Raw genomic sequence first — 23,721 nt, forward strand, 5'->3', positions numbered from 1 at the left:
GGACCCCCCACCCGCGACCGCCGGGCGAGGACCAACCCCGTTCGGCCCCGCCCGAGGAGCGCCCCTCCGTGCCGGCCTCACTCGGCGCGGTGGTCGATGACGCGCAGGGCGACCGGGGCGGTGGCGTAGACGCCGGGGCCGTGCTCGCCGTCCAACGGCCGGGCCCGGACCCCGCCCCGCCGGGCGACGTCCCGGACCGCCTTGACCAGCGCCTCGACGTGGTCGGTGGGGGCCGCGACGCGCAGCAGGGGCGGGGTCGGCCGGCCGCCGGGGCGGACCACGGCGGCGAGCGTGTGGGACGGGGCGGAGGTCGCGGTGACCGCGTCCACCAGGGCGCCCCAGGGAACCCCGGAGCGGGCGCGCAGGGCCAGGCAGCGCTGGGTCCAGCCGCCGCCGTGCAGCCCGGTCCAGGTCTCCGCCTGCGGGGCGGGCGCCAGGTCCATGCCGGCCGCCGAGACGACCGCGGCGCGCAACTCGTCCCGGCCGAGGACCCGGTGGCTCAGGCCCGCGGCGTGCAGCGCCTTGCCGAGCCGGCCGACCGCGGCGGACACGGTCCGGTGCACGCCCACCATCCCGCCGCCCCGGGCCACCGCCTCGTTCCGGGCGTCCCGCACGGACAGCCGTACGGCCACCCAGACGGTGCGGTGGGCGGCCGGGGGGGCGCCCGGGGCCGGATACCAGACCAGGGTGTGTGAGACGACCTGGGTGAGGGAGACCGGGGCCGAGAACTCGGCCAGCACGGCCAGCGCCCGGTCCACCACCGCCGCCTCGACGGAACCGGCGGGCGCGCCGGGACGCGGGTCCAGCGCCACGGCGGCGAACCAGCCCTGGCCGTCCTGGCCGATGCCGAGCCGGGTGCCCCGCTCGGTCAGCTCTAGCACGGTCAGCTCCGGGGCGAGGGCGGCCAGCAGGGAGTCGCCGGGGCCACCCGCCGTCACCGCCGCCCGCGCCCCGTCCCGGCGACGCCGTAGCCGGCGGCGCAGCAGCAGGTCCTCGTACCACCAGCGCCCGCCCCGGCGGGCGAAGGCGGCGACGACCGCCGTCGCCGCGAGGGCAGCGACGACCCCGACCAGCCAACCGGGGCCGCCGAGGGCGGAGTACACGGCGAGGGCGCCGAGTTCCGCCACGACGAACTGCCCGACGACGACCGGACCGAGCCGGCCCCGGCTGCGCCGGTCGGCCGGGACGACCGCGCGGTCGGGCGGTGCCGGCAGCGCGGGCGGGTCGGCCGAGCCGGTGGCCGTACGACCGGGTGGCGCCTGGACCTGGGGCATCGGTGGCGTCCCTTCTGGACGGGCGGCTTCCTGAGCCGGTACGGGGTGGGCGGTGGTCCCGTTCCCCGGCCGGCGGCCCCTTATCGTAGGGAAGCCCGCGGCGGAGCTCGGACCTGATCGCCGCGGACCCATCCCGCCGGAGGTAAGTCATGCGGACCCGCCGCGACCAGGTGCAGGCGTACCGCTTCGTCACCCGCCGGATCGTCTCCGCGCTGCTGTCCGGCGATCCGGAGACCACGAACCTGCCCATGCGGCGCCTCGGCCTCGCGGTGATCGGCAGCGTGGTGGCCGCAGCGGTGGTGCTCGGCGGCATCGGCGCGTACGGCCAACTGACCGGCAACACCGCGCCGCTGGAGGCGAACACCCTGGTGATCGAGCGGGAGACCGGGGCGACGTACGTCTACGTGGACGGCCTGCTGCACCCGACCCTGAACTACGCCTCGGCCCGGCTGATCCTCAACGAGGCGGACCCGGCGGTGCGGACCATGTCGCAGGCGTCGATCGCCGACCGGCCGCGCGGGCGTACCGTCGGGATCGTCGGCGCCCCCGACGCGCTGCCCGACCGCAAGTCGCTGATCGGGCTGCCCTGGTCGGTCTGCGACGTGCCCGACCCGGCCGACCCGCGCCGCTCCACCACCCACGTGGTGATCGACCGGCCGCTCTCCGGCGGCGTGCCGCTCGGCGACCGGGCGGTGCTGGTCACCGCCGACGGCGGGCGGTACCTGCTCACCGGCGACGCCCGGCTGCGGATCGCGGGCGGGGACCAGGCGACGGCGGCGCTGCGGATGGCCGGTGCCGCCACGGTGACCGTCGGCGCGCAGTTGCTCAACGCCGTGCCGGCGGGTCCCGTGCTCCGTGAGCCCGACATCGCGGGCGAGGGGGAGGCCAGCCGGCTGACCGTGGGCGACGGCCCGGCCCGGGTCGGCGACGTCTTCCGGGCGGCCGAGCAGCACTACGTGCTGACCCGGGAGGGGCTGGCCGCGATCGGCGAGGTCACCGCCCTGCTCCTGCTGCGCGACGGCGGGCGGGTCACCGACATCACGCCGGACCAGGCCGGACGGCTGCTGACCCGGGAGCGGGTGGAGCCGGATGGGACGCCACGGGCGCTGCCGGTGCTGCACCCGGTCCAGGCGGGCCGGACGGTGCTCTGCGCCACCTACCGGAAGGGGTCCGTGAACGCGGCGCCCACCACCACGCTGGAGGTCTTCGACCGGGTGCCGGCCGAGCTGAACAGCCCGGCCACGCCGGTCCGGCAGGGCGCCCGGGACGCGGTCCGCACCGCCGAGCAGGTCCTGCTGCCGGGTGGGAAGGGCGTGCTGGTCCAGGCCGCCCCGGGTGCCGGCGAGGGCGGCACGGGCACGCCGGGCTCGACGGTCTACCTGATCGGCGCCCAGGGGGTGCGCCACCCGCTGGGCACCCGGTCGGGCGACGCGCTGACCGCCCTCGGGTACGGCGGCGTGACCCCGCTGGCGGTGCCCGCGTCGCTGCTGTCACTGGTGCCGACGGGCCCCGCCCTAGAGCGGGAGGACGCGCTCGCGTACTTCGCCCCGAGCCCCGCGAGCGGCAGCGCCCCGGGCCCCGCGAGCGGCAGCGCGCCGGCCGAAGGAGCAGGTCGCCCGCCCGTTGGGGGCGCGAGCCGCACGCCGGACCGGCAGCCGAGCCGGCCCGCCGAGGACGGGTCTGCCGGGACGACCGGGGCGCCGGCCACCGGCGGGTGACGCGCTGGGCGGGTCCGAACCACATCTGCGGCGCTCTCGTGGGTCGCCCAGGTTGGCCCTCGTCCACTAACCTGATCCTCGCCAACGGTTATCGACGAGGACTACGGGGATGCTGCCATGACCGGGCGCACTACAGTCGACGTACTGTCCCTAGAGGATTTCCATCTGCGGTTGGCCGGCCGGCTCACCGAGGCCGAGGCCGTGCTCAGAAAGCTCAAGACGGAGACGCAGTGCCGGCCTCCGGAGCTGGGCACGTTCACGGACGCGACCAGCAACGCCCGGCGCTACTCCGACCTGCACACGAGCTACGTCCAGCAGGTCGAGCGGCTCCGTGACGCGGTACGGGCCGCACAGAGCGCGACCGGCACGATCCTGACCAACTACAAGACCACCGAGGCGCGCAACGCGGCCAACTCCGCCGACATCGCCGCCGTCCTCGGCGGGGTCGACGACGCGCTGGGCAGGCAGGGGGAGCGTCGTGTCTGAGTACACCGCGCGCTACGAGCACGTCAGCCACGAGAAGCTGTACGAGGCCGTGCAGGCCGGCGACCCCGCCCAGATCGACGGGCTGGCCGCCAAGTGGGACTCGATGAAGGGCACCCTCGACGACCTCGCCCGCGATCTGAAGGGCGACCTCGACAAGCTGGCCAACGGCTGGACGGGGGATGCCGGGCGGGAGTTCCAGCGCCGGCTGTCGCTGGTCGTCGACCACTCGACCACCCTCGCCGAGGGGATGACCGACGTCCGCCAGGGCCTCACGCTGATGGCCACCCACCTGCGCACCGCGAAGAAGGACGCGGAGAGCCCGGACGAGACCGACGACCACGACAAGACGATCTCCGGGGCGATCAAGGGCGGCGCGGTCCTCGGCCCGGCGGGCGCGATCGTCGGCGGCATCATGGGCCACAATCAGGACAAGGCCGAGAAGGAGAAGGCCCACCGGCGGATGGTGCAGGTGGTGGCCGAGCTGGCCGCCGGTTACGACCTGTCCGCGTACGGCCGGCTGGTCACCCCGCCGGAGCCGGACCGGGACCTGCCGTTCGACCCGACCACCTCCACGACGACGCCGTCCGCCGGCCCCGGGGCCAACGTCCCGGGGGCCGCACCGGGCTCCGGCAGCGGCACCCCGGGCACCGGCCACAAGACGGTGTCCGCCCCGGGCAGCCCGGGGCACGTGTCGGACATCGGGTCGCCGCCGGGCGGGGAGCACGGCGGGCCGACGCCCGGCGGCGTCGGCACGGTCGTCGGCGGTCCGGGCACCGGGACGCCGCCCGCGGACACCGGGACGTCGCTCGCCGGCGCCGAGCCGGCGCTCGGCGGGGTGCAGCTGGCCGGCGGCCCGGCGGGCACGGTCAGCGGCGGGACCACGGTTGCGTCGGCCGGAGCCGGGGCGGGGTCGCTCTTCGGGGCACCCGCCGGCGGCGTGCTCGGCGGCGGCACCGGCGCGCTGGCCGGGTCGGCTCGCGGCGGGGCGGCGGTGACGGCGCGGCCGGCCGGCGGCCTGGGTGCGGTCGAGCACCGCGCCGCCACGGGCGTGGGCCGGGTCGGCGCGAACGGGAGTTCCGGCGGCCGGGCGGGCGTGCTCGGCGGGCACGGGCGGTCCGACGAGGACGAGTCCGACGAGCGGCTGACCTGGCTGACCGAGGACGAGATGGTCTGGGGGAACGGCGACACCGGCGCCCCGCCGGTGCTCGGGGCGAGCTGACCCGTCCTCTTCACCGTACGGCGCGGGGCTCTCCATCCGGAGGGCCCCGCGCCTTTTGCGGCCTGCCTATACATCGAGCGTATACCTGGTGTGTATAGTCGCGCCATGTCAATCGGTCAGACCATTCTCGGGCTCCTCGAGGCCAGCCCTCGCCACGGCTACGACCTGAAACGCGCCTACGACGAACGGTTCGGCCACGCCCGTCCGCTGCACTTCGGCCAGGTATACGCCACCCTGTCCCGGCTGCTGCGCAACGGCCTCGTCGAGGTCGACTCGGTCGAGGCCGGCGAGGGCCCGGAACGCAAGCGGTACGCGATCACCGAGGCCGGGGTCACCGACGTGCGGCGCTGGCTGTCCCAGCCGGAGAAGCCGGAGCCGTACCTGCACAGCACCCTCTACACCAAGGTGGTGCTGGCGCTGCTGACCGGCCGCTCCGCCGCCGACCTGCTGGACACCCAGCGCGCCGAGCACCTGCGGCTGATGCGCGAGCTGACCCAGCGCAAGACCCACGGGGACCTCGCCGACCAGCTCATCTGCGATCACGCCCTGTTCCACCTGGAAGCCGACCTTCGCTGGCTGGAGCTGACCTCCGCCCGGCTGGACGAGCTGACCACGACGGTGCGGCGGTGAGCGCGGCGACCGCCCCCGGCGGGGCGGTGACCGGGCAGGGCCCGACCGAAGCGGAGCTGCTGGCCGCCGAGGACCTGCACCACGCCTTCGGCCAGACGCCGGCGCTGGTCGGGGCGTCGCTGGCCGTACGGGCCGGTGAGGTGGTGGCGGTGATGGGGCCGTCCGGCTCCGGCAAGTCGACCCTGCTGCACTGCCTCGCCGGCATCGTCCGGCCCGACTCCGGCCGGGTGGCCTTCCGGGGCGCGGACCTGACCGCCATGTCCGACCGGGAGCGCAGCGCCCTGCGCCGGGGGCAGTTCGGCTTCGTGTTCCAGTTCGGCCAGCTCGTGCCCGAGCTGACCTGCCTGGAGAACGTTGCCCTGCCGCTGCGGCTGGCACGGGTCGCCCGGCGTGAGGCCGAGCGGCGGGCCACCGACTGGCTCGGTCGGCTGGAGGTCGCCGAGGTGGCCGGCAAGCGGCCCGGCGAGGTCTCGGGCGGGCAGGGCCAGCGGGTCGCGGTGGCCCGGGCGCTGGTGACCGTCCCCCGGGTGGTCTTCGCCGACGAGCCGACCGGCGCGCTCGACTCGCTCAACGGGGAGCGGGTGATGCGCCTGCTCACCGGGGCGGCCCGGGAGACCGGCGCGGCCGTGGTGCTGGTGACCCACGAGGCGCGGGTGGCCGCGTACTCAGATCGGGAGGTCGTGGTCCGGGACGGCCGGACCCGCAACCTGGAGCGGGCGGCATGACCGGGCCACGGACGCCGGACGACGTGACCCGCGCGGAGACGCCGGGACGTGCGGCCGGCCGGTTGCGCGGGGCGCTGGCTGACCTGTTGATGGGTGCTCGGATGGCCGTCACGGGCGGCCGGGACGGGTGGACCCGGGCCGCGCTGACCGCGCTCGGGGTCGGGGTCGGGGTCGCCATGCTGCTGCTCGCCGCTGCGGTGCCGGGAGCCCTCGACGCGCGGGCGGCGCGGGACGACGCCCGGGAGGACGGGGCAGGCCGCCCGGAGTTGGCCGCGGCGGCGAACACACTGCTGGTGGCACCCGTCTACACCGAGTTCCGGGAGCGGCCGGTGCGCGGCCGGATCATCCGACCCGAGGGGCCGGCCGCACCGCTGCCGCCGGGGGTGCCCCGACTGCCGGCGGCCGGCGAGGTGGTCGTCTCCCCGGCCCTGCGGGAGTTGATCGACTCGCCCGACGGCCCGCTGTTCGCGCCCCGGCTCGGCGGCGCCCGGGTCACCGGCACCATCGGGGCGCAGGGCCTCACCGGCCCACACGAGCTGGCCTTCTACCTCGGTAGCGACACCCTGATCGGGGACCGGGCGCAGCGGATCGACCGCTTCGGCGGCGGGCCGCCCAGCGAGGAGTTCTCACCCGTCCTGATGGTCCTCGTCGTGGTCGCCTTCGTGGTGCTGCTGCTGCCGGTCGTGGTCTTCGTCGGCGCGGCGGTCCGCTTCGGCGGCGACCGCCGGGACCGCCGGCTGGCCGCCCTACGCCTGCTCGGCGCAGACGCCGGGATGATCCGGCGGATCGCCGCCGGGGAGGCGGCGGCCGGCGCGGTGCTCGGCCTCGCCGTCGGCGGCGCGCTCTTCGCCGCCGGCCGCCAGCTCGCCCCGCTGCTCACCCTCCAGAACGTCAGCGTGTACGCGTCGGACCTGCGCCCGTCCCTGCCGCTGGTGGCGGCGGTGACGGTCCTGGTCCCGGTGCTCGCGGTACTGGTGGCGCTCGTCGCCCAGCGCCGGGTGGTGGTCGAACCCCTCGGGGTGAGCCGCCAGGGGACGACCGCCCGCCGCCGCCTGTGGTGGCGACTGCTCTTGCCGGCCGCCGGCCTGGCGCTGCTGTACCCGCTGACCGGCGTCGGCGAGCGCACCGCCGGCAGCGACGACTACCAGGTGGCGGCCGGCGCGGTGCTGGTGCTGATCGGCACGGTCACCCTGCTGCCCTGGCTGATCGACCTGGTGGTGGGACGGCTGCGCGGCGGCCCGGTCCCGTGGCAGCTCGCGGTGCGCCGGTTGCAACTGGACAGCGCCACCTCCGCCCGCCTGGTCAACGGCGTCGCCGTGGCAGTGGCCGGCAGCATCGGCCTACAGATGCTGGTCGCCGGCGTGGAGGACCGGTTCACGACGCGTACCGGCCAGGACACCTCGCGGGCCCAGGCGTACGTCTGGTTCGCCGACCTGCCCGACCCCGGGGCCGCGCTGACCCGGCTCGCCGCCGCCCCCGGCGTCACCAGCAGCGTGGGAACGCTGGCCACGGCGGCGATCGGGGAGCGGAAGCCCGGCACGGACGCGCGCCCGATCGCCGAGGTGCGGATCGGCGACTGCGCCGCGCTGGCCGAGTTCGCCCGGCTCGGCTCATGCGCGGACGGGGACGTCTTCCTCGCCGAGGGACCGCCCGGTGAGCAGTTCGGCCCCATGCCCGTCCCCGGAACCCGGATGGCCGTGGGCGCGAACGAGATTCCCTGGACGGTGCCCGCCCGGACCCGCACGGTTCCCGCGATGCCGGGCCCGGTCGGCGGGGTACGGAGCGGCCTGCTGGTCACCCCCGGCGCGGCCGACGCCTCCCGGTGGACGGGGCTGCGCGCGGAGGCGCTGGTCAGCATCGATCCGAGCGACCCGGACGCGCTGGAACGGGTGCGAAACGCCGCCGCCGAGGTGGACCTGCGCGCCACGGTCAGCACGCTGACCGACGTCACCCAGTCGACGCAGTACGTCAACGTCAAGCGCGGCCTGGCCGTCGGCCTCGTGGTGACCCTGCTGCTGCTCGGGACGAGCATGCTGGTCGGCGTGCTGGAGCAACTGCGGGAGCGCCGCCGCCTGCTGGCCATGCTGGTCGCCGTCGGCACCCCGCGCAGCACGCTGAGCTGGTCAATGCTCTGGCAGTCGGCCGTGCCGGTGCTGGTCGGTCTCGTCCTCGCGGTCGGGTTCGGGCTGGGTCTCGGGGCGGTCCTGCTGCGCATGGTCGGTGCGCCGGTCACGGTGAGCTGGCCGGTCGTCGCGCTGGGGGCCGGCCTCGGCGGTGGGGTGGTGCTGCTGGTCACCGGCGCGAGCCTGCCGGTGCTCTGGCGGCTGACCCGCCCCGACGGCCTGCGGGCCGAGTGAGCTGGGCCGATGACACGAGGGGCCGGCGGGCCACTGTCGACAGGACCGTCTCGGTCGATGGGCCCGCCGGCCGCTCGGCCGGCTCCGTCGATGTGCCCGCCGGCCGCTCGGCCATCGGATTCCGGCGGTGTCCGTCTGTCCACAGCGCCGGTTCGTGGCCCGCCTCACCCCTACGGCGTTCGGCCGAGGCTGCGGATGGACCGGAACGGGGATAGGTTGGTGCGGTGCAGTCCCCAGCGTTCGCCCGCCCCTCCCGGCCGGTGACGCTGCGCGGGGCACACCCGTCGTGGCGGGCGACGCTGCGCCGCATCCGGGAGCTGGGTCGCCTCGCGCTGACCGCCCTGGTCCTCGCGTTCGGCCTCGGCGGGGTGTCCGCCCTGACTGCCGCCGCCCCCGCCTCCGAGCTGGCCCGCCCCGCCGTGGTGACCAGCCGGGTGGCCGAGCTACGCCCCGGGTCCGGCCCGGCCGCAGAACTGCGCACCGAGCCGGCCGCCCCGCACGCCCGGCCGGCCCCCGACAGCGATCGGCGATCGGCGACCGCGACGGCGGCGACCGCGACGGCGACCGTCCCGGTCGACCGCCCCGCCGTGGACCCGACCGGCGGCACCGTCGTCCGGCGCGGCCCGCCCCGGCACTGACCCGGGCCGATCAGGCGCCGATCCGGGCCGTCCCGGCGCTGCACCGCGCCGCACCGGCACTGCCCCGGCACCGCATCGCTCTCCGCGAGTCCGCCGACGGCCGCGCCCTCCCGCGCCGCTGACGACCACGCCCGCCGTCACCCGTAGCGCTGACGACCCCGGCGAGGTCCCCGTCCGGCACCGGTTCACGCGCGGCCCACCGCCCGTACAGCGGGCCCGACCGTCAGTCCACGTCGTCCCACCCGAGGTGCTCCCCATGCAGACCGCACTCTCCTCCGTCCTGCTCGACGTGCCCCGGGCCGCCGCGATCTGGCTGGCCCTCCTCGGCGTCGTCGCCGTCGCGGTGACCACCCTGGTCGTCCGGCCGGGCCTGTTCCGCTCCGTGATCGGCGGGCGCTTCCGCGAGGCCGCCATGCCGAGCCTGCTGGAGCAGGCGGAGGAGGACCGGGAACGGCGCCGCTACGCCGGGGAGATGGCGACCGCGGCGGAGCGGGCGGCGGCCACCGCCCAACGGCTGCGGGCCGAGTGGCTGTCCGCCCAGGAGGAGATGGAGACCATCTGGCAGGCGGGCGAGGTCGCGGAGGCCGACGTCCGCCGGCTGGCCGCCGCCGCCGGCCTCCCCCAGCCGCACACCGAGCGCACCCCCGCCGAGTACGCCGACCGCGAGCGCTACCTGCACCGGGCCGCGCTGGACGCGTACTGGCGTCGGGATCTGTCGGAGGAGCAGCTCAGCGACGTCTTCGCGCACCGCGGCGGTTGGGATCCCCGGCTGCACCCGGTCGAGCAGGAACTGGTGCTGCGCCGCGCGGTGCGGGACCATCTGCGCACCCGGCAGCAGGCGGCCCGGGAACGGGAACAGACCGCCTGGCGGGCCGCCGAGCAGGCCGTCCTCGCCGCGCGCAGCCTCCGGGAGGAGGCGTTCGCCGCCACCGGGCCCGCCGAGCAGGAGCAGCCGCTGCTGCCCGGGGTGACCGACGGGCGGCCGCCGGTCGCCGAGCAGACCCGCGAGATGCCGGTGCTCGTCCGCGAGACGCCGACCGTCACCCGCGACCTGCCGACTGTGGCCCGGGGACGCGCCGTCGTGGCCCGGGGACGCGTCACCGCCCGGGGCCGCGCCACCGTCCCCGCCTGACCGCACCAGGCAGACCAAGATCGCGCTCCATCCGGGAAACAGTGGCCTCCCGGCCGCGCTGATGCCCCTGTTTCCCAGATCGAGCGTGATCTTGGTGATCTCGGCTAGCGTGGCGGCATGAACGAGCACTACTGGCTGCTGGCGCTCGCCGCCCTGGTCGTCGTGGCGACGCTGGTCGGCGCCATCCTGCTCGCCGTGCGGGTGGTACGCACCCGCAAGATGCTCGGCACGCTGGGCGTGGGAGGCAAGGTCGCCTTCTGGGGCGCACTGGCCTACACGGTCTTCCCGATCGACGTGCTGCCCGACCCGATCTACCTGGACGACATCGGGGTGCTCGCCGGTGCCCTGATCTACCTGGGCCGCCTCGTCCAGCAGCACCGCGCCGCCGAGCGGCGACTGCCCGGCCGGCCGGAGCCCCGGGACGAGGAGACCCGTCGCCCGGTCCCCTGAACCGGCCGCCGCCCGACAACAGGGCGTGCCGTGATCCGCGGAGTGTCATGATCGGGGTCGGATCTTCGGACAGGGGCGTGTCATGCCGGGCGGGCATCGGTTGGGCATCCGTGACGAGCGGGTCGCGGCGTTCTGCCGGGAACGGCACCTGGCCACCCTGACCACCCTGCGGGCCGACGGGACGCCGCACGTCGTACCGGTCGGGGTGACCCTCGATCCGGAGGCCGGCCTGGCCCGGGTGATCACGTCGGGTACGTCCGCGAAGGCGCGGCACGTCGCGGCGGCCGGTGCGGCCGGCAGCCCGGTGGCGGTCTGTCACGTCGACGGGCGACGGTGGCTGACCGTCGAGGGCCGGGCGGTGGTCCGCTCCGACCCGGCGGCGGTCGTCGAGGCCGAACGCCGGTACGCCGAGCGCTACCGCACCCCGCGTCCCAATCCGCACCGGGTGGTCATCGAGATCACCGTGACCCGAATCCTGGGCAGTCTGTGACCGGATGACCGGTTCACCCGCCCGCTCGGGCCGGAATCGGGGCGAACGGCAGCGCGTTGAACCCCCCGTACGACCGAACAGGACCGCCCCTCACGGGGTGGACGCCCCCCGGAACTGCCGGCGAGGGCCGGGCGTTGTGGCCCCCCCCCGACGGCGAGTCAGGCGAGCGCCCTTCCCGGTGCTTGCGTCTCCGGAACCCCGTGGCGGCAACCCCCGAACGGAGCTTCGACATGAACACGATTCTGCGCAAGAGCATGCTGTCCGTCGCCGGTCTGTTGATGAGCGGTGGTGCCATCGCCGGCCCCGCGCCGGCGGCGCACGCGGCCCCGGCCGAGACCGGGCCGCTCCGCGTCGGCAAGACCACCAAGACCACCAAGAGCACCAAGGACGACAGGAGCGAGCGCCGGGCCGGCTACGAGTACCAGGCCCAGCCGAACTTCTACTACTGCGGCCCGGCGTCGGCCCGGATCGCCCTGTCGGCCGAGGGCAGGACCGTCAGCCAGGACGAACTGGCCGCCAAGCTCGGCACGACCGAGAACGGCACCGACTCCGCCATCGACATCACCCGGGTGCTGAACGAGTACACCAACGGCAGGTACAGGACCACCGAGATCAGCTCGGACGTCGCGTCCAGGGAGCAGATCGAGCGGCTACGGGCAGACGTGAAGGCTGCGGTGGACGCGGATGAGCCGGTGGTCGCCAACATCCTCGGCGGCGCGGTGGACACCGAGGGCCGGGAGCACAGCTACCCGGGCCACTACCTGACCGTGGTGGAGTACAAGGACGACGGCAACACGATCAAGATCGCCGACCCGGCGGACCCGGCCGTCCAGGAGTACTGGATGGACGTCGCCGAGCTGGCCAACTGGATCGCGGGCCGCGGCTACAGCTCCTGATCCGGCACGACCCACGAGGGCCGGTCCCCACCCGGGGGGCCGGCCCTTTCGGGTACGCGCGGCAGCCGGCCGCCGGGCCGCCGGCCATCCCGCCGACAGGAATCCGGCCGCCCCCAGAAGGCCGCGCTGCCGGATTGCGGATGCCGTACCCGTCGGATCAGGGCCCGGGGGCGATCTGCCGGCGGCTCTCCACGTCGGAGACCACGATCGCCTCCATCGGGCAGGAGTCGGCCGCGTCGATCACCTCCTGGGCGGGCCTCACCTGCTCGGCCAACGGGCGGGACAGGCCCTCGACCAACGTGAAGTGCCCGGGCGCCGTCCCGGCGCAGATTCCCGAGCCGATGCACCGGGTCGGGTCCACCTGCAACCGCCACCCGGAGCCGGTCGTCTCCTCCTCGTTCATCTGCTCCTCCTTCCCGTCACCAGGCCACCGGCATCGCGGTCAGGCCGCGCACCAACAGGCCGCTCTTCCAGGGCAACTCCGACTCCGGCACCGCCAACCGCAGCTCCGGGGTCCGGTCGAGCAGGACGTCCAGCACCACCTGTAGCTCCATCCGGGCGAGCTGGGCGCCCACGCAGTGGTGCACCCCGTGCCCGAAGCCGATGTGCGGGTTCGCCTCCCGGCCCAGGTCGAGCCGGTCGGCGTCCGGGAAGACGGTCTCGTCGCGGTTGGCCGACGGGATCGACACGACGACCGGCTCACCGGCGCGGACCAGCACCCCGCCGATCTCGACGTCCTCCTTCGCGTATCGGGCGAAGGCGGCGGTCGCGCCGAGCGGGACGAACCGCATCAGCTCCTCGATGGCGCGCGGCACCAGGCTCCGGTCCGCCCGCAGCCGGGCCCACTCGTCGGGATGGTGCAGCAGCACGTACACGAAGTTGGGGATCTGGGTCACGGTGGTCTCGTGGCCGGCGGCGAGCAGCCCCGCGGCGAGCTGCACCACCTCCTCCTCGCTGAGCCGGTCGTCGGCGTCGCGGGCCCGGACCATCGCGCCGATCAGGTCGTCGGTGGGCTCCTGGCGGCGCTGCGCGATCAACCCGCCCATGTACGCGAACAGGTTGTCGATGTACCGCTGGGCCTGCTCGACGCTCAGCGAGGTGGTCGAGACGATCGCCTCCGACCAGGTGTGGAACTTGTCCTGGTCGGTGACCGGGACGCCGAGCAGGTCGCAGATGACCCGGATCGGCAGCGGGGTGGCCAGATGGGCCACCAGGTCGGCCGGCGGCCCGGCGGCGAGCAGGCCGTCGACCAGCTCGTCGGCGACCTGCCGGGTGCGGGGGCGCAGCTCCTCGACCCGGCGCGCCGTGAAGGCCCGGGCGACGAGCCGACGCAGCCGGGTGTGGTCCGGCGGGTCCATGGCCAGGATGCCGCCCTGGATCTGGCGGGGGGTGTTGCGCGGCTCGTCCCGGCCGACCGCCGCCGCCCGACTGAAGCGGGCGTCGCCGAGCACCGTACGCACGTCGGCATGCCGGGTGGCCAGCCACGCCGGCTCCCCGTAGGGCAGCCGCACCCGGATCAGCGGCTCGTCGCGGCGCAGCCGGGCGTAACGCGGGTCGAGATCGAGCCGGTCGGGATCGCTGAACGGGTAGCGCTCGATCGTCGCATCGGATGTGTCGGCCACCGGATGACTTCCTCTCCTCCACGGCCCCGCCTTCGGGCCGTCCGACCGCCGGGCCGACTCCACGGTGAGTCATGCCTCGAATGCGGATCGTAGCGAGAGAGGTCGATCCTCGGCCAGTGGCCGGGGTGGATTCGTACCCCCGGCAGGTCGCGGCCCGCGCGCTCGGACGCGCGGGCCGCGACCTGCGTGGGTCAGCGCGGCGAGGTGTCGCCCTCGCCGGTGCGCTGCTGGGCCATGTCGACACCCTTGTCGATCTGCTTGTCGTACTTTCCTCCGGTGCGCCGGTCGCCCATGTCGCCGGCCTTGTCGAGGCCCTGGTCGACCTGCTTGTCGTGCTTGTCGGCGAAGTCCTTGGCCTTGTCCATGAAGTCGCTCATGCGTTCCTCCTCAGATCGGTCCTTGCAGGGCCTTCCCTGGGCCGCCGGTCGCAAACCGGCACGGCCCGAGGGCACCCGACCGGAGGCCGCCCCGTCGGTGACGGCACCGGCGGGATCCGAGCGCGGACGGTGGGGTGTCGGGAAGTCGCTGGACGGGTAGGGACGTCGCCGAGACCGAGGAGGACCGACGTGGTCGAGGACGGTGCCGGGCGGACGCCCGAGGGGACGACGGACGACGGGAACCCCACGGCGCGCCCGGGGCCGGCGTTGGCCGGGACGGTCACGCCGGTGACCGGGACGGGACCGCGGCAGGCGTGGGCCGGGCTGCCCTGGCTGGTCCGCTCGGCGGTGCTGTGGAGCGCCTGCCTGGTGGTGTTCGTCGCCGGGCTGTACCTGGTCGGGAAGATCGCCGTGCTGCTGGCGCCGCTGGCCATCGCGCTGGCCGTGACCTTCTTCCTGACCGCACTGCTCGATCCGGTGCTGCTCCTGCTGCGCCGGCTCCGGCTGCCGGCGGCGCCGGCAGCCCTGCTCACCGTGCTGCTCCTGCTGGGCGTCCTGGTCGGCGTCGGGGTGCTGGTGTGGAACCTGACGGCGAGCCAGTTCGGCGAGCTGAGCCAGGAACTCGACCAGGGCCTCCAGCGGAGCCGGGACTTCGTCACCTCCACGCTCCCGGTCACCGATTCCCAGCTCGACAAGCTGATCCAGCAGGCCCGGGACGGGCTGGGCGGCAGCGCCCCCGACCCGGTCGGCGGGGCCCGGACGGCCACCGAGTTCCTCGGCTCGGTCCTGCTCTCCCTGGTGCTGCTGTTCTTCCTGCTCAAGGACGGCCGGTCGATGTGGCACTGGGTGCTGCGCCGGATGACCGGGCCGAACCGGGAGGTCGCCGCCGAGGCCGGCCGGGTGGGCTGGCGGACGCTCGGGGCGTACAGCCGGGGGACGATGTTGATCGCGGCGATCGACGCGATCGGGATCGGCGTGGCCCTGGTGCTGCTTCGGGTGCCGCTCGCCCTGCCGCTGGCCCTGATCACCTTCCTCGGCGGGTTCGTGCCGATCATCGGGGCCACCGTGGCCGGGGCCGTGGCGGTGCTGGTGGCGCTCGCCGCCAAGGGGCCCACCGTCGCCCTGCTCGCCCTGGCCGCCGTGATCACCGTGCAGCAGGTCGAGGGGAACCTGCTGGAGCCGCTGGTGATGAAGCGTCAGGTCAAACTGCACCCGGCGGTGATCCTGGTGGCGGTGACGGCCGGCACGCTGATCGCCGGGATCGCCGGGGCGTTCGTCTCGGTGCCGATCACCGCGGTCGCGTACCGGGTGATCGACACCGTGCAGCGGCACCGGCAGGACGCCGCCGGGCGGCCACCCACCACCGCCTGAGTCAGGCCCCGGCGCGCAGGTGGGCGGCGAACCAGTCCGCCGCCGCGTCGGCGACCTGTTCCAGCGTGCCCGGTTCCTCGAACAGGTGGGTCGCGCCGGGCACCACCCGCAGCTCGGCCACCTCGCCGAGGTCGGCCGCCGCCTCCTCGTTCAACGTGATCACCTGCTCGTCGAGGCCGCCGACCAGCAGCAGCGTCGGGGCGTGCACCCGGGACAGGGCGGGCCCGGCCAGGTCGGGCCGGCCGCCCCGGGACACCACCGCCCGGACCCGCTCGGGCCGAGCCGCCGCGGCCACCAGTGCGGCGGCGGCTCCGGTGCTCGCCCCGAACAGGCCCACCGGCAGCCGGCTCAGGGCCGGATCGCCGGCCATCCAGTCCACGATCGCGGCCAGGCGGTCGGCGAGCAGCCCGATGTCGAAACGCAGTTCGGCCGTCCGGGCGTCGACCCGGTCCTCCTCCGGGGTGAGCAGGTCGACCAGCACCGTGCCGAGCGTCCGCTCGCGCAGCACCCCGGCGACGGCCGTGTTCCGGGGGCTGTGCCGCGAGCTGCCGCTGCCGTGCGCGAAGAGCACCACCCCGGCCGCCCCTTCCGGGACCAGCACGTCGGCCGGCAGCCCGGCGTCCCCCACCGGGATCGTGACCTCGCCGCCCCGGGTCGTCGTACCAGCCTTTCCTCGCGCCGCCATCCGCCCACCCCTTCCCGTTTCTCGTCCCGCCCGGTTACCCACCCCGGCGGCCGGAATTCGTCGTTGCCTTGACACCGGCGACAAGGTCTAGCGTGGCGGACAGGGGCGGGCGAAGGAGGGTCGGATGCGGATCGGCGAACTGGCGGAACGCGCCGGTACGAGCACCCGGACGCTGCGGTACTACGAGACGCAGGGGCTGGTCCGGCCCGAACGCTCGGCCAACGGCTACCGCGTCTACGACGAGGCGGAGCTGCGGGTGGTGCACGAGATCCGCGCCCTGCTGGCCGTGGGGTTCGGCCTGGACGACATCCGGCCGTTCGTGGCCTGCCTGCGGGCCGGCCACTCGTCCGGCGACGTCTGCCCGGACTCCGTGGCCGTGCTGCGTCGCAAGCTCGCCGAGGTGGACGCCTACCTCGACCGGCTGGGCGCGGTACGGCGGCAGTTGCACGACCAGCTCACCCAGGCCATCGCGTACCGGGAGGAAACATGCTTCAGGAAACGGGGACTCCCCCGCTGACCGCCGTCACCGACGCCACGTTCGCCGAGACGGTGCTGGCCGCCGACCGGCCTGTGGTCGTCGACTTCTGGGCCGAGTGGTGCCCGCCCTGCCTGGCGGTCTCGCGGAGCCTCGCCGAGCTGGCCGTGGAGTTCGGGGACCGGCTGCGCGTGGTCACCGTCAACACGGACGAGAACCCGGCGACCACCCGGGCGTACGGGGTGATGTCGATGCCGACCCTGCTGGTGTTCCAACGCGGCGAGGTGGTCGGCTCGATCGTCGGGGCCCGGCCGAAGAACCACCTGCGGCTGAGCTTCGCCCGCCACCTGGAGCAGTGAGTGCGGCGCTGCCGTCGTTTGCGCTTCGGCCGGCCGGGAAGGCCCGGGGTGACCGCAGCACCGGCGCAGCCGCGCCCCGACGGATCGCGAGGATCGTCATGGCCCGACAGCAGGACAGGTCCAGGCAGCAGACTGCCGAGCGGGACGAACGACAGGAACGGGACGCCGAACGCGGCCGGGACTGGGCGGACGAGGCGGCGCAGGCCCGCACCTCCGACGACCCGCGGACGGTCTCCCCGCGCGACGCGGCCGGCCGCCCCTCCAACGGGCGACAGTTCTGAGCTTCCCGGTCGGGTGGGCGCGCGCCGCCCGCCCGGCCAGGGACCCGCCAGCGTCGGCTAGCTGACCTTCTCGGGCAGGTGCAGCAGGGGCGCCCGGCCGGGCGGCTGCTCCGGCTCGGGGCCGGGCTGGTCGAACGGCGGCACCGGCACGGTGACCGGCTCGGCGCAGGTCACCCGCACCTTCTCGCCGTGGTGCCGCAGCTCCACCACGTCGTCGGTGCAGCCGTGCCGCAGCGCGTACGTGGCCTGGTGCGGCCGGACGTCGACCCGCAGCCGCATGCCCCGCCACTGCAACGAGAACTCCAGCCGGGTGAGCCCGCTCGGCAGCCGGGGCGCGAACGTCAGCAGCCCGTCGTGGTCGCGCAGCCCGCCGAACCCGGCGACCAGGGCGATCCACGCCCCGGCGAGGGACGCCATGTGCACCCCGTCGCGGGTGTTCTCGTTCAGGTCGTGCAGGTCCATCAGCGCGGCCTCGCGCAGGTACCGGTGGGCCAGCTCCAGGTAGCCGACCTCGGCCGACATCACCGCCTGGGTGCACGCCGACAGGGACGAGTCGCGCACCGTCCGGCGCTCGTAGTACAGGAAGTTGCGCAGCTTCTCCTCGTCGCTGAACGCGTCCCCCCGCCAGTGCATGGCGAGCACCAGGTCGGCCTGCTTGACCACCTGCTTGCGGTACAGGTCGAAGTACGGGTAGTGCAGCAGCAACGGGTACTTCTCGGCGGGGGTGTGCTCGAAGTCCCACTCCTGGAGCAGGGTGAACCCGTCCACCTGCTCGTGCACGTCGACCTCGTCGTCGTACGGGACGCACATCGCGTTCGCCGCGTCCCGCCAGGCCGCCGCCTCCTCCTCGGTCACCCCGAGGTCGGTCGCCTCGTCCCGGAACCGCATCGCGTACTCGGCGGCGGTGAGCAGGTTCCGCTGCGCCATCAGGTTGGTGTAGATGTTGTCGTTCTTCACCGCGGTGTACTCGTCCGGGCCGGTCACCCCGTCGATGTGGAACCGGCCGTTCCGGTCGTGGTGCCCCAGCGATCGCCACAGCCGGGCCGTCTCGACCAGCAGCTCCAGGCCGATCTCCCGCGCCAGCCCCTCGTCGCCGGTGACCAGCATGTACCGGCGCAGCGCGTCGGCGACGTCGGCGGCGATGTGGAACGCGGCCGTCCCCGCCGGCCAGTACGCCGACGACTCCGGGCCCTCGATGGTGCGCCACGGGAAGGCCGCGCCGGCGAGGTTCAGCGTCCGGGCCCGGTCCTGCGCCTGTTCCAGGGTGGAGTGCCGCCAGTACAGGGCGTCGCGCACCGCGCCCGGCTGGGTGTAGGTGAGCACCGGCAGCACGAACATCTCGGTGTCCCAGAACGCGTGTCCGTCGTACCCGGGGCCGGTCAGGCCCTTCGCGGAGATCGGCCGCCGCTCGGCCCGGGCACCGGCCTGGAGCACGTGGAACAGGCCGAACCGCACCGCCTGCTGCACCTCCGGGTCGCCCTCGACCCGCACGTCGGCGGCGTCCCAGAACTCGTCCAGGTACTCCCGCTGCTCGCGGCGCAGCCCGTCCCAGCCGTCGAGGCGGGCCGCGGCGAGGGCCGCGCCGACCTGGTCGCGCAGCGCCGGCAGCGACCGCTTGCTCGACCAGCCGTACGTCAGGTACTTGACCACCCGCAGCGTCTCCCCGGGCTTGAGCACGCACCCGATGGTGGTACGGACCCAGTCCTCGTACCCCTCCGACTGGACGGTGGTGCGCTGCGGGCCGTGCACGTCGTGGTCCATGGCGGCGGCCACCCGCAGGCCGCTGACCTTGGTCCGGTGGATCAGCAGCCCGCCGTCGCCGGTGGTCAGCTCCTCCTCGGCCACCAACGGTGACTCCAGCACCGCCGCCACCCGGGGGTCGCGGCTCTGCGCCGGGAGGGTCTCGTTGGCCACCAGCTCGGACTGGAGGATCAGCCGGATGGGCCCGTCGACCGCCTCCACCTCGTAGCTGATGGCGGCGACCGCCCGCTGGGTGAACGACACCAGCCGGGTGCTGCGGACCTTGACCTCCCGGCCCGCCGGGGTACGCCAGTGCAGCTCCCGGTGCAGGGTGCCGGCCCGCAGGTCGAGGATCCGCTCGTGGGCGAGCAGTTCGCCGTACCGGACGTCGAGCGGCTCGTCGTCGACCAGCAGCCGGATCAGCTTGCCGTTGGTGACGTTGACGATGGTCTGGCCGGACTCGGGGAAGCCGAAACCCGCCTCGGCGTACGGCAACGGGCGCAGCTCGTAGAAGGAGTTCAGGTAGGTGCCGGGCAGGCCGTGGGGCTCGCCCTCGTCCAGGTTCCCGCGCAGGCCGATGTGCCCGTTGGAGAGCGCGAAGACCGACTCGGACTGGGCCAGCACGTCCAGGTCGAGGCGGGTCTCCCGGATGTGCCAGGGCTCCACCGGGTAGGCGCGTTCTCGGATCATGCGGGTGTCTCCCTGTCGATCAGGTCGCCGAGGTCCGTCACCACGACGTCCGCCCCGTGCGCGCGGAGCTCTTCGGCCTGCCCCACCCGGTCCACGCCGACCACGTAGCCGAACCCGCCGGCCCGGCCGGCGGCGACGCCGGCCAGCGCGTCCTCGAAGACGGCCGCCCGGCCCGGCTCGACCCCCAGCAGCTTCGCCCCGGCCAGGAAGGTGTCCGGGTGCGGCTTGCCGCGCAGCCCCCGCTCGCGGGCGATTACCCCGTCCACCCGGGCCTCCAGCAGCGGCTCCAGCCCGGCTGCGGCGACCACCTGCCGGCAGTTGGCGCTCGCCGAGACGACCGCGCGGCGCAGGCCGGCGTCGGCCGTCGCCTTCAGGTACGTCACCGAGCCCGGATAGACCTCGACCCCGTCGGTGCGGAGGCGCTCCAGCAGGACGACGTTCTTCCGGTTGCCCACCCCGTTGACGGTGTCCGCCTCCGGCGGGTCGTCGGGCCCGCCCTCGGGCAGGGTGATCCCCCGGGAGGCCAGGAAGGAGCGCACCCCGTCGGCCCGGGGCCGGCCGTCGACGTACCGGTTGTAGTCGGGTCCCGGGTCGAACGGCTGGTACGGCTCGCCACTGGCCGCCGAGTGCCGCAGGAGGAACGCGTCGAACGTCTGCGTCCACGCCGCGTTGTGCACCCGGGCGGTCTGGGTCAGCACGCCGTCCAGATCGAAGAGACAGGCGGTCACATGATCAGGCAGGCCCAGCACGGTTCGAATCTATCCACCGGCCGGACCCGGCAAACCGGATTCACCTCACGACGCGCGGGGGCCGGGGTGGCGACACGCTCAGCGGTTCGGGCGCAGCGTCCAGACCACGGTCATCGCCGAGGTCGGCGTGCCGTCCTCGGTGGTGATCTCGACCTCGACCGGGAACTCGGGCCGCCGGCCGGCGTCCAGTTCGGCGATCACCTCGGCCGCCGTCCGGCCGAGCCGCGCGGTGGCCAGCACCGGCCCCATCGCCAGCTTCCGGTACGCGATCTCCGCGCGCACGGCCAGCGGCACCGCGCGGTCGAGGAGTTGGCCGAACGCGGCCAGCACCACCGCGCCGGAGGCGGTCTCGCCGAGGGTGAACATCGCCCCGGCGTGCGGACCGCCGACGTGGTTGTGGGTGTCCGGCGAGTCGGGCAGCCGGACCACGGCGCGCACGCCGCCCTCCGCCTCGGGGGCCACCTCGACGAATTCGACGCCGAGCGTACGGGCGAAGGGCACGGCCTCCAGCATGCCGGCGGCAACCCGGCGAGAGTCGATACTCATGCCCGAACATTACTCCTCGGTAACTTGTGCTTCAAGTGCGCCCGGCGAGGCCGCAGAGCCGTCGGGACCTCGTACGTCCCCCCGTGTGCTCCACGATCGGCCTGTCGATCTACCTCAGCGGGTTGCACTACGAGGCGGTCCGGGACCTGTACCGGCTCAACCCGGACGACGGACCCGCCCCGGGCTGGCCGACCGCACACGAGTGATGCGTCTGACTGTCGCTTTTCGGGCAACTACCCGGGCACGGAATCGATTGCCGTGCAGGTACGGTCCTGGCTGTGTCCGACACTCCACAGCGTTCGATCGCCGGCCGATACCGACTCGTCAGTCCCCTCGGGCAGGGCGGCATGGGACGGGTCTGGCTGGCCCGCGACGAGACGCTACGCCGGGATGTGGCGATCAAGGAATTGGTGCCGCCACCGGGTCTGACGGACGACGAGCGGCGGGAGATGCGCGAGCGGTCCATGCGCGAGGCGCGGGCGATCGCGCGGCTGGACCAGAGCAATGTGGTACGGATCTTCGACGTGCTGCATGCCGACGGCGAGCCATGGATCGTGATGGAGTTCGTCCCGTCCCGGTCGCTGCATTCGGTGGTGGCCGAGAACGGCCCGCTGACGCCGGCCCAGGTGGCGCGGATCGGCCTGGCCCTGCTCGCCGCGCTGCGCGCCGCCCACCGGGCCGGACTGCTGCACCGGGATGTCAAGCCGGCGAACGTGCTGCTCGCCGATGACGGCCGGGTGGTACTGACCGACTTCGGGCTGGCCACCGCACCTGACGACCCGAGCATGACCCGAACCGGGATCGTGCTCGGTTCGCCCTCGTTCCTTCCGCCGGAGCGGCTCACCGACGGCCTGATCGGCCCTGCGGCCGACCTGTGGTCGCTCGGCGCGACGCTCTACGCCGCCGTGGAGGGGAGGCCGCCGTACGCGCGGTCGTCGGCGGTCGCGACGCTGACCGCCATCGCGACCGATCCGCCGTCGCCACCCCAGCGCGCGGGTGCACTGACCCCGGCTCTCGAAGGGCTGCTACGCAAGGACCCGAGCCGGCGGATCGACGCCGAGGAAGCCGAACGACTCCTGCGTCAGGCGGTACCCGCGGAACCGTCCCCGCCTCACGCGCACGTGTACGCACAGGCGTCGGCGAGCCCGGCGGCGACGGGCCCGACGGCCACAGGCACGCCGGCGACGGGCCCGGCGGCGCAGGAGGAGCCGACCCCGAAGCCGTCCGTCACCACGGCCCCGCCGGACAGGCCGGCCCAGACACCGACCGCCACCACGACCACCGCCGCCACGAGGCGAAACCGCTGGCTGATCGCCGCCGTCGCGGCCGTGGGCCTGGTCGGCGTCATCGCGGTTCAACCGCTCGTCAGCAACGCCCTGGCCGACGACGCCAAGCACGACCCGGTGCTCGGCACGTCGGCTTCACCGACCCACGCGCCGATGGCCGGATGGCACTACTACACCCAAGATCCCGGCTTCTCGGTACCGGTCCCGGACGGCTGGCAGCAGCTCCGCGACGGCACGCGCGTCGAGTTCCACGATCTGAACAGCCGTCGCGTGCTGGCCGTCGACGCTCTCGGCGTGCCGAAGGCCGATCTCCTGGCGGACGCCCGGGCCGCAGAGGCGGCGGACCGCGAGACCGGAAGACATCCGGACTACAAACCGGTTCACCTCCACAAGGTGAACTACCGGGCCCGGGCGGTGGACCGGGAATGGACATACGCCGACGCCAGCGGGAGGCGGATGCACACCCTCAGCCGCACCTTCGTCGCCGAGAACGGCCAGGCGTACGCGATCGGATGGACCACACCGGACGATGCGTGGGCGGCCGGGCAGGGCGCTCTTTCACTGATCATGGAGGGCTTCCGCGCGCTACAGGCACAGGCGTCACCGGGCGGAGCATCGACGTCTGCCAGGCCGAGCAGGAGCGTTTCGCCCTCTCCTCGCGTCAGTGTCACCCCGCCCAGGTCACCGAGGCCCGCCAAGAGCAGCACCTCGGCAAAGGCCCGGTTCACCAACCGACCCATCATCAACAACGGCAGCGGCACGTGCATCGACGTACCGGACAGCTCCCCGACCACAACTGCCAAAATCCAGACCTGGGAATGCCACGGCGCCGCCGGGGAGCAATTCACCCTCGCCGCAGACCGCACGCTTCGGGTGGTGGGCAAGTGCCTTGAGATCACGGACACCAGCAACGGCCCACACCTACGGATCGCCACCTGCACGGGCAGCGCGAAGCAGCGTTTCGACCTGAACGGCGCGGGCGACCTGGTCAGCCTCGGCACCGTCCCGGCCAAATGCGTCGACGTGCCCGGCGGCGACCCCGCCAACGGTGTCTGGCTCAACATCTGGGACTGCAACGGCAGCGAGAATCAGAAGTGGCACGTCGGCTAGGTCAGGCCATGTGTCGAAGTCGGCATGCCTCGGTTCGGCTCGGCGCTGCGACTCGGCGGGGGGTTCGTCGGGGCCGGCCCGCTCCGGGCGTTCAGGCTTCCTCCCTGCGCGGGCGGGCCCTGGCGTGGTCTGGGTCCGTACGAACGGACACGACCGCGCCGGCTCAGGGAACAAGATCGTGCTCGATCAGGGAAAGTGCGGCCTCGTACGGGCAGGAGGCCACGCTTCCCGGGATCGAGCGCGACCTTGCACGGCTGGCCGATCACCGGCGGTTCCCGGGAGCCTGCTGGTGCTCTCCCTCGACAGGGCCGGGTGCTTCCCTGCCTCCCGCCTCCGCTCTCACCTCGCCCCGTCAGGGGCGGCTCTCCATGATCGTCTGCTGATTATGGAGAGCTCGCCCGGCATGTCGTCTCGA

At 74.3% G+C, this 23,721-nt stretch carries 25 protein-coding genes; 17 read left to right on the plus strand and 8 right to left on the minus strand.

Going from position 1 to position 23,721, the window contains the following annotated elements:
• Window positions 1-77 precede the first annotated feature (77 nt).
• On the minus strand, window positions 78-1,274 hold the full coding sequence (locus ABT023_RS11050) for a type VII secretion protein EccE (RefSeq protein ID WP_350884083.1): 1,197 nt from the start codon (window positions 1,272-1,274) through the stop codon (window positions 78-80).
• A gap of 149 nt (window positions 1,275-1,423) precedes the next feature.
• Between ABT023_RS11050 and eccB the strand changes: the two genes are divergently transcribed.
• The 11 genes from eccB (at window position 1,424) to ABT023_RS11105 (ending at window position 12,015) form a co-directional block, all read left to right on the plus strand.
• Complete coding sequence (eccB, locus tag ABT023_RS11055; RefSeq protein WP_350884085.1) at window positions 1,424-2,992, plus strand: type VII secretion protein EccB; 1,569 nt, start codon at window positions 1,424-1,426, stop codon at window positions 2,990-2,992.
• A 117-nt stretch (window positions 2,993-3,109) separates the two neighbouring features.
• Window positions 3,110-3,478, plus strand: a complete 369-nt coding sequence (locus ABT023_RS11060) for a hypothetical protein (protein WP_350884087.1) — start codon at window positions 3,110-3,112, stop codon at window positions 3,476-3,478.
• A complete protein-coding gene (locus ABT023_RS11065; RefSeq protein WP_350884089.1) occupies window positions 3,471-4,697 on the plus strand; it encodes a WXG100 family type VII secretion target in 1,227 nt (408 codons plus the stop codon). The genes ABT023_RS11060 and ABT023_RS11065 overlap by 8 nt, the downstream gene beginning before the upstream one ends.
• 105 nt (window positions 4,698-4,802) lie before the next feature.
• Window positions 4,803-5,327, plus strand: a complete 525-nt coding sequence (locus ABT023_RS11070; protein ID WP_350884091.1) for a PadR family transcriptional regulator — start codon at window positions 4,803-4,805, stop codon at window positions 5,325-5,327.
• Window positions 5,324-6,052 carry an ABC transporter ATP-binding protein gene (locus ABT023_RS11075; protein ID WP_502890639.1) on the plus strand — a complete coding sequence of 243 codons (729 nt, stop codon included), beginning with the start codon at window positions 5,324-5,326 and terminating at the stop codon, window positions 6,050-6,052. The genes ABT023_RS11070 and ABT023_RS11075 overlap by 4 nt, the downstream gene beginning before the upstream one ends.
• Entirely contained in the window at window positions 6,049-8,409 is a 2,361-nt protein-coding gene (locus ABT023_RS11080) for an FtsX-like permease family protein (protein WP_350884093.1), read from the plus strand. The genes ABT023_RS11075 and ABT023_RS11080 overlap by 4 nt, the downstream gene beginning before the upstream one ends.
• 224 nt (window positions 8,410-8,633) lie before the next feature.
• Window positions 8,634-9,047 carry a hypothetical protein gene (locus ABT023_RS11085; RefSeq protein WP_350884096.1) on the plus strand — a complete coding sequence of 138 codons (414 nt, stop codon included), beginning with the start codon at window positions 8,634-8,636 and terminating at the stop codon, window positions 9,045-9,047.
• A gap of 256 nt (window positions 9,048-9,303) precedes the next feature.
• A complete protein-coding gene (locus ABT023_RS11090) occupies window positions 9,304-10,179 on the plus strand; it encodes a hypothetical protein (protein ID WP_350884098.1) in 876 nt (291 codons plus the stop codon).
• 117 nt (window positions 10,180-10,296) lie between these two features.
• Window positions 10,297-10,629, plus strand: a complete 333-nt coding sequence (locus ABT023_RS11095) for a YkvA family protein (RefSeq protein WP_350884100.1) — start codon at window positions 10,297-10,299, stop codon at window positions 10,627-10,629.
• 82 nt (window positions 10,630-10,711) lie between these two features.
• Window positions 10,712-11,119 (plus strand): pyridoxamine 5'-phosphate oxidase family protein, encoded by a 408-nt coding sequence (locus ABT023_RS11100; RefSeq protein ID WP_350884102.1) that lies wholly within the window; start codon window positions 10,712-10,714, stop codon window positions 11,117-11,119.
• Between the two features lie 230 nt (window positions 11,120-11,349).
• Window positions 11,350-12,015: a C39 family peptidase gene (locus tag ABT023_RS11105; RefSeq protein ID WP_350884104.1), complete on the plus strand. Its 666-nt coding sequence runs from the start codon at window positions 11,350-11,352 to the stop codon at window positions 12,013-12,015.
• A gap of 157 nt (window positions 12,016-12,172) precedes the next feature.
• Here the strand turns inward: ABT023_RS11105 and ABT023_RS11110 are convergent, their stop codons facing one another.
• The 3 genes from ABT023_RS11110 to ABT023_RS11120 form a co-directional block, all read right to left on the minus strand.
• Window positions 12,173-12,418 (minus strand): ferredoxin, encoded by a 246-nt coding sequence (locus tag ABT023_RS11110; RefSeq protein ID WP_350884105.1) that lies wholly within the window; start codon window positions 12,416-12,418, stop codon window positions 12,173-12,175.
• A 16-nt stretch (window positions 12,419-12,434) separates the two neighbouring features.
• The gene (locus ABT023_RS11115; protein WP_350884107.1) at window positions 12,435-13,637 is read right to left on the minus strand and encodes a cytochrome P450; all 1,203 of its coding nucleotides are present in this window, start codon (window positions 13,635-13,637) and stop codon (window positions 12,435-12,437) included.
• A gap of 191 nt (window positions 13,638-13,828) precedes the next feature.
• Complete coding sequence (locus ABT023_RS11120) at window positions 13,829-14,014, minus strand: antitoxin (RefSeq protein WP_350884109.1); 186 nt, start codon at window positions 14,012-14,014, stop codon at window positions 13,829-13,831.
• Between the two features lie 189 nt (window positions 14,015-14,203).
• Here ABT023_RS11120 and ABT023_RS11125 point away from each other — a divergent pair, with 189 nt between their 5' ends.
• Window positions 14,204-15,385 carry an AI-2E family transporter gene (locus tag ABT023_RS11125; protein WP_350884111.1) on the plus strand — a complete coding sequence of 394 codons (1,182 nt, stop codon included), beginning with the start codon at window positions 14,204-14,206 and terminating at the stop codon, window positions 15,383-15,385.
• A 1-nt stretch (window position 15,386) separates the two neighbouring features.
• On the opposite strand, the gene ABT023_RS11130 is transcribed toward ABT023_RS11125, so the two are convergent.
• Window positions 15,387-16,070 (minus strand): dienelactone hydrolase family protein, encoded by a 684-nt coding sequence (locus ABT023_RS11130; RefSeq protein WP_350884113.1) that lies wholly within the window; start codon window positions 16,068-16,070, stop codon window positions 15,387-15,389.
• A 124-nt stretch (window positions 16,071-16,194) separates the two neighbouring features.
• Between ABT023_RS11130 and ABT023_RS11135 the strand changes: the two genes are divergently transcribed.
• The 3 genes from ABT023_RS11135 to ABT023_RS11145 all read left to right on the plus strand — a co-directional run bounded on the left by ABT023_RS11135 (window position 16,195) and on the right by ABT023_RS11145 (window position 17,185).
• A complete protein-coding gene (locus ABT023_RS11135; protein ID WP_161689195.1) occupies window positions 16,195-16,587 on the plus strand; it encodes a MerR family transcriptional regulator in 393 nt (130 codons plus the stop codon).
• A complete protein-coding gene (trxA, locus tag ABT023_RS11140) occupies window positions 16,557-16,904 on the plus strand; it encodes a thioredoxin (RefSeq protein WP_350884116.1) in 348 nt (115 codons plus the stop codon). Before ABT023_RS11135 ends, trxA begins: the two co-directional genes overlap by 31 nt.
• 98 nt (window positions 16,905-17,002) lie before the next feature.
• A complete protein-coding gene (locus ABT023_RS11145; RefSeq protein ID WP_350884118.1) occupies window positions 17,003-17,185 on the plus strand; it encodes a hypothetical protein in 183 nt (60 codons plus the stop codon).
• 57 nt (window positions 17,186-17,242) lie between these two features.
• Here the strand turns inward: ABT023_RS11145 and ABT023_RS11150 are convergent, their stop codons facing one another.
• The 3 genes from ABT023_RS11150 to ABT023_RS11160 form a co-directional block, all read right to left on the minus strand.
• Window positions 17,243-19,615, minus strand: a complete 2,373-nt coding sequence (locus ABT023_RS11150) for a glycoside hydrolase family 65 protein (RefSeq protein ID WP_350884120.1) — start codon at window positions 19,613-19,615, stop codon at window positions 17,243-17,245.
• A complete protein-coding gene (locus tag ABT023_RS11155) occupies window positions 19,612-20,364 on the minus strand; it encodes a beta-phosphoglucomutase family hydrolase (RefSeq protein ID WP_350884122.1) in 753 nt (250 codons plus the stop codon). Before ABT023_RS11155 ends, ABT023_RS11150 begins: the two co-directional genes overlap by 4 nt.
• Window positions 20,365-20,442: 78 nt before the next feature.
• Window positions 20,443-20,910 (minus strand): DUF4442 domain-containing protein, encoded by a 468-nt coding sequence (locus ABT023_RS11160; RefSeq protein WP_350884124.1) that lies wholly within the window; start codon window positions 20,908-20,910, stop codon window positions 20,443-20,445.
• 83 nt (window positions 20,911-20,993) lie between these two features.
• Between ABT023_RS11160 and ABT023_RS11165 the strand changes: the two genes are divergently transcribed.
• Both ABT023_RS11165 and ABT023_RS11170 read left to right on the plus strand, forming a co-directional pair.
• The gene (locus tag ABT023_RS11165) at window positions 20,994-21,116 is read left to right on the plus strand and encodes a hypothetical protein (RefSeq protein WP_350884358.1); all 123 of its coding nucleotides are present in this window, start codon (window positions 20,994-20,996) and stop codon (window positions 21,114-21,116) included.
• Window positions 21,117-21,188: 72 nt separating this feature from the next.
• Window positions 21,189-23,306 carry a protein kinase domain-containing protein gene (locus ABT023_RS11170; RefSeq protein ID WP_502890640.1) on the plus strand — a complete coding sequence of 706 codons (2,118 nt, stop codon included), beginning with the start codon at window positions 21,189-21,191 and terminating at the stop codon, window positions 23,304-23,306.
• Window positions 23,307-23,721 lie beyond the last annotated feature (415 nt).

This window comes from Micromonospora sp. NPDC002296, from assembly GCF_040296145.1.
GTDB lineage: Bacteria > Actinomycetota > Actinomycetes > Mycobacteriales > Micromonosporaceae > Micromonospora.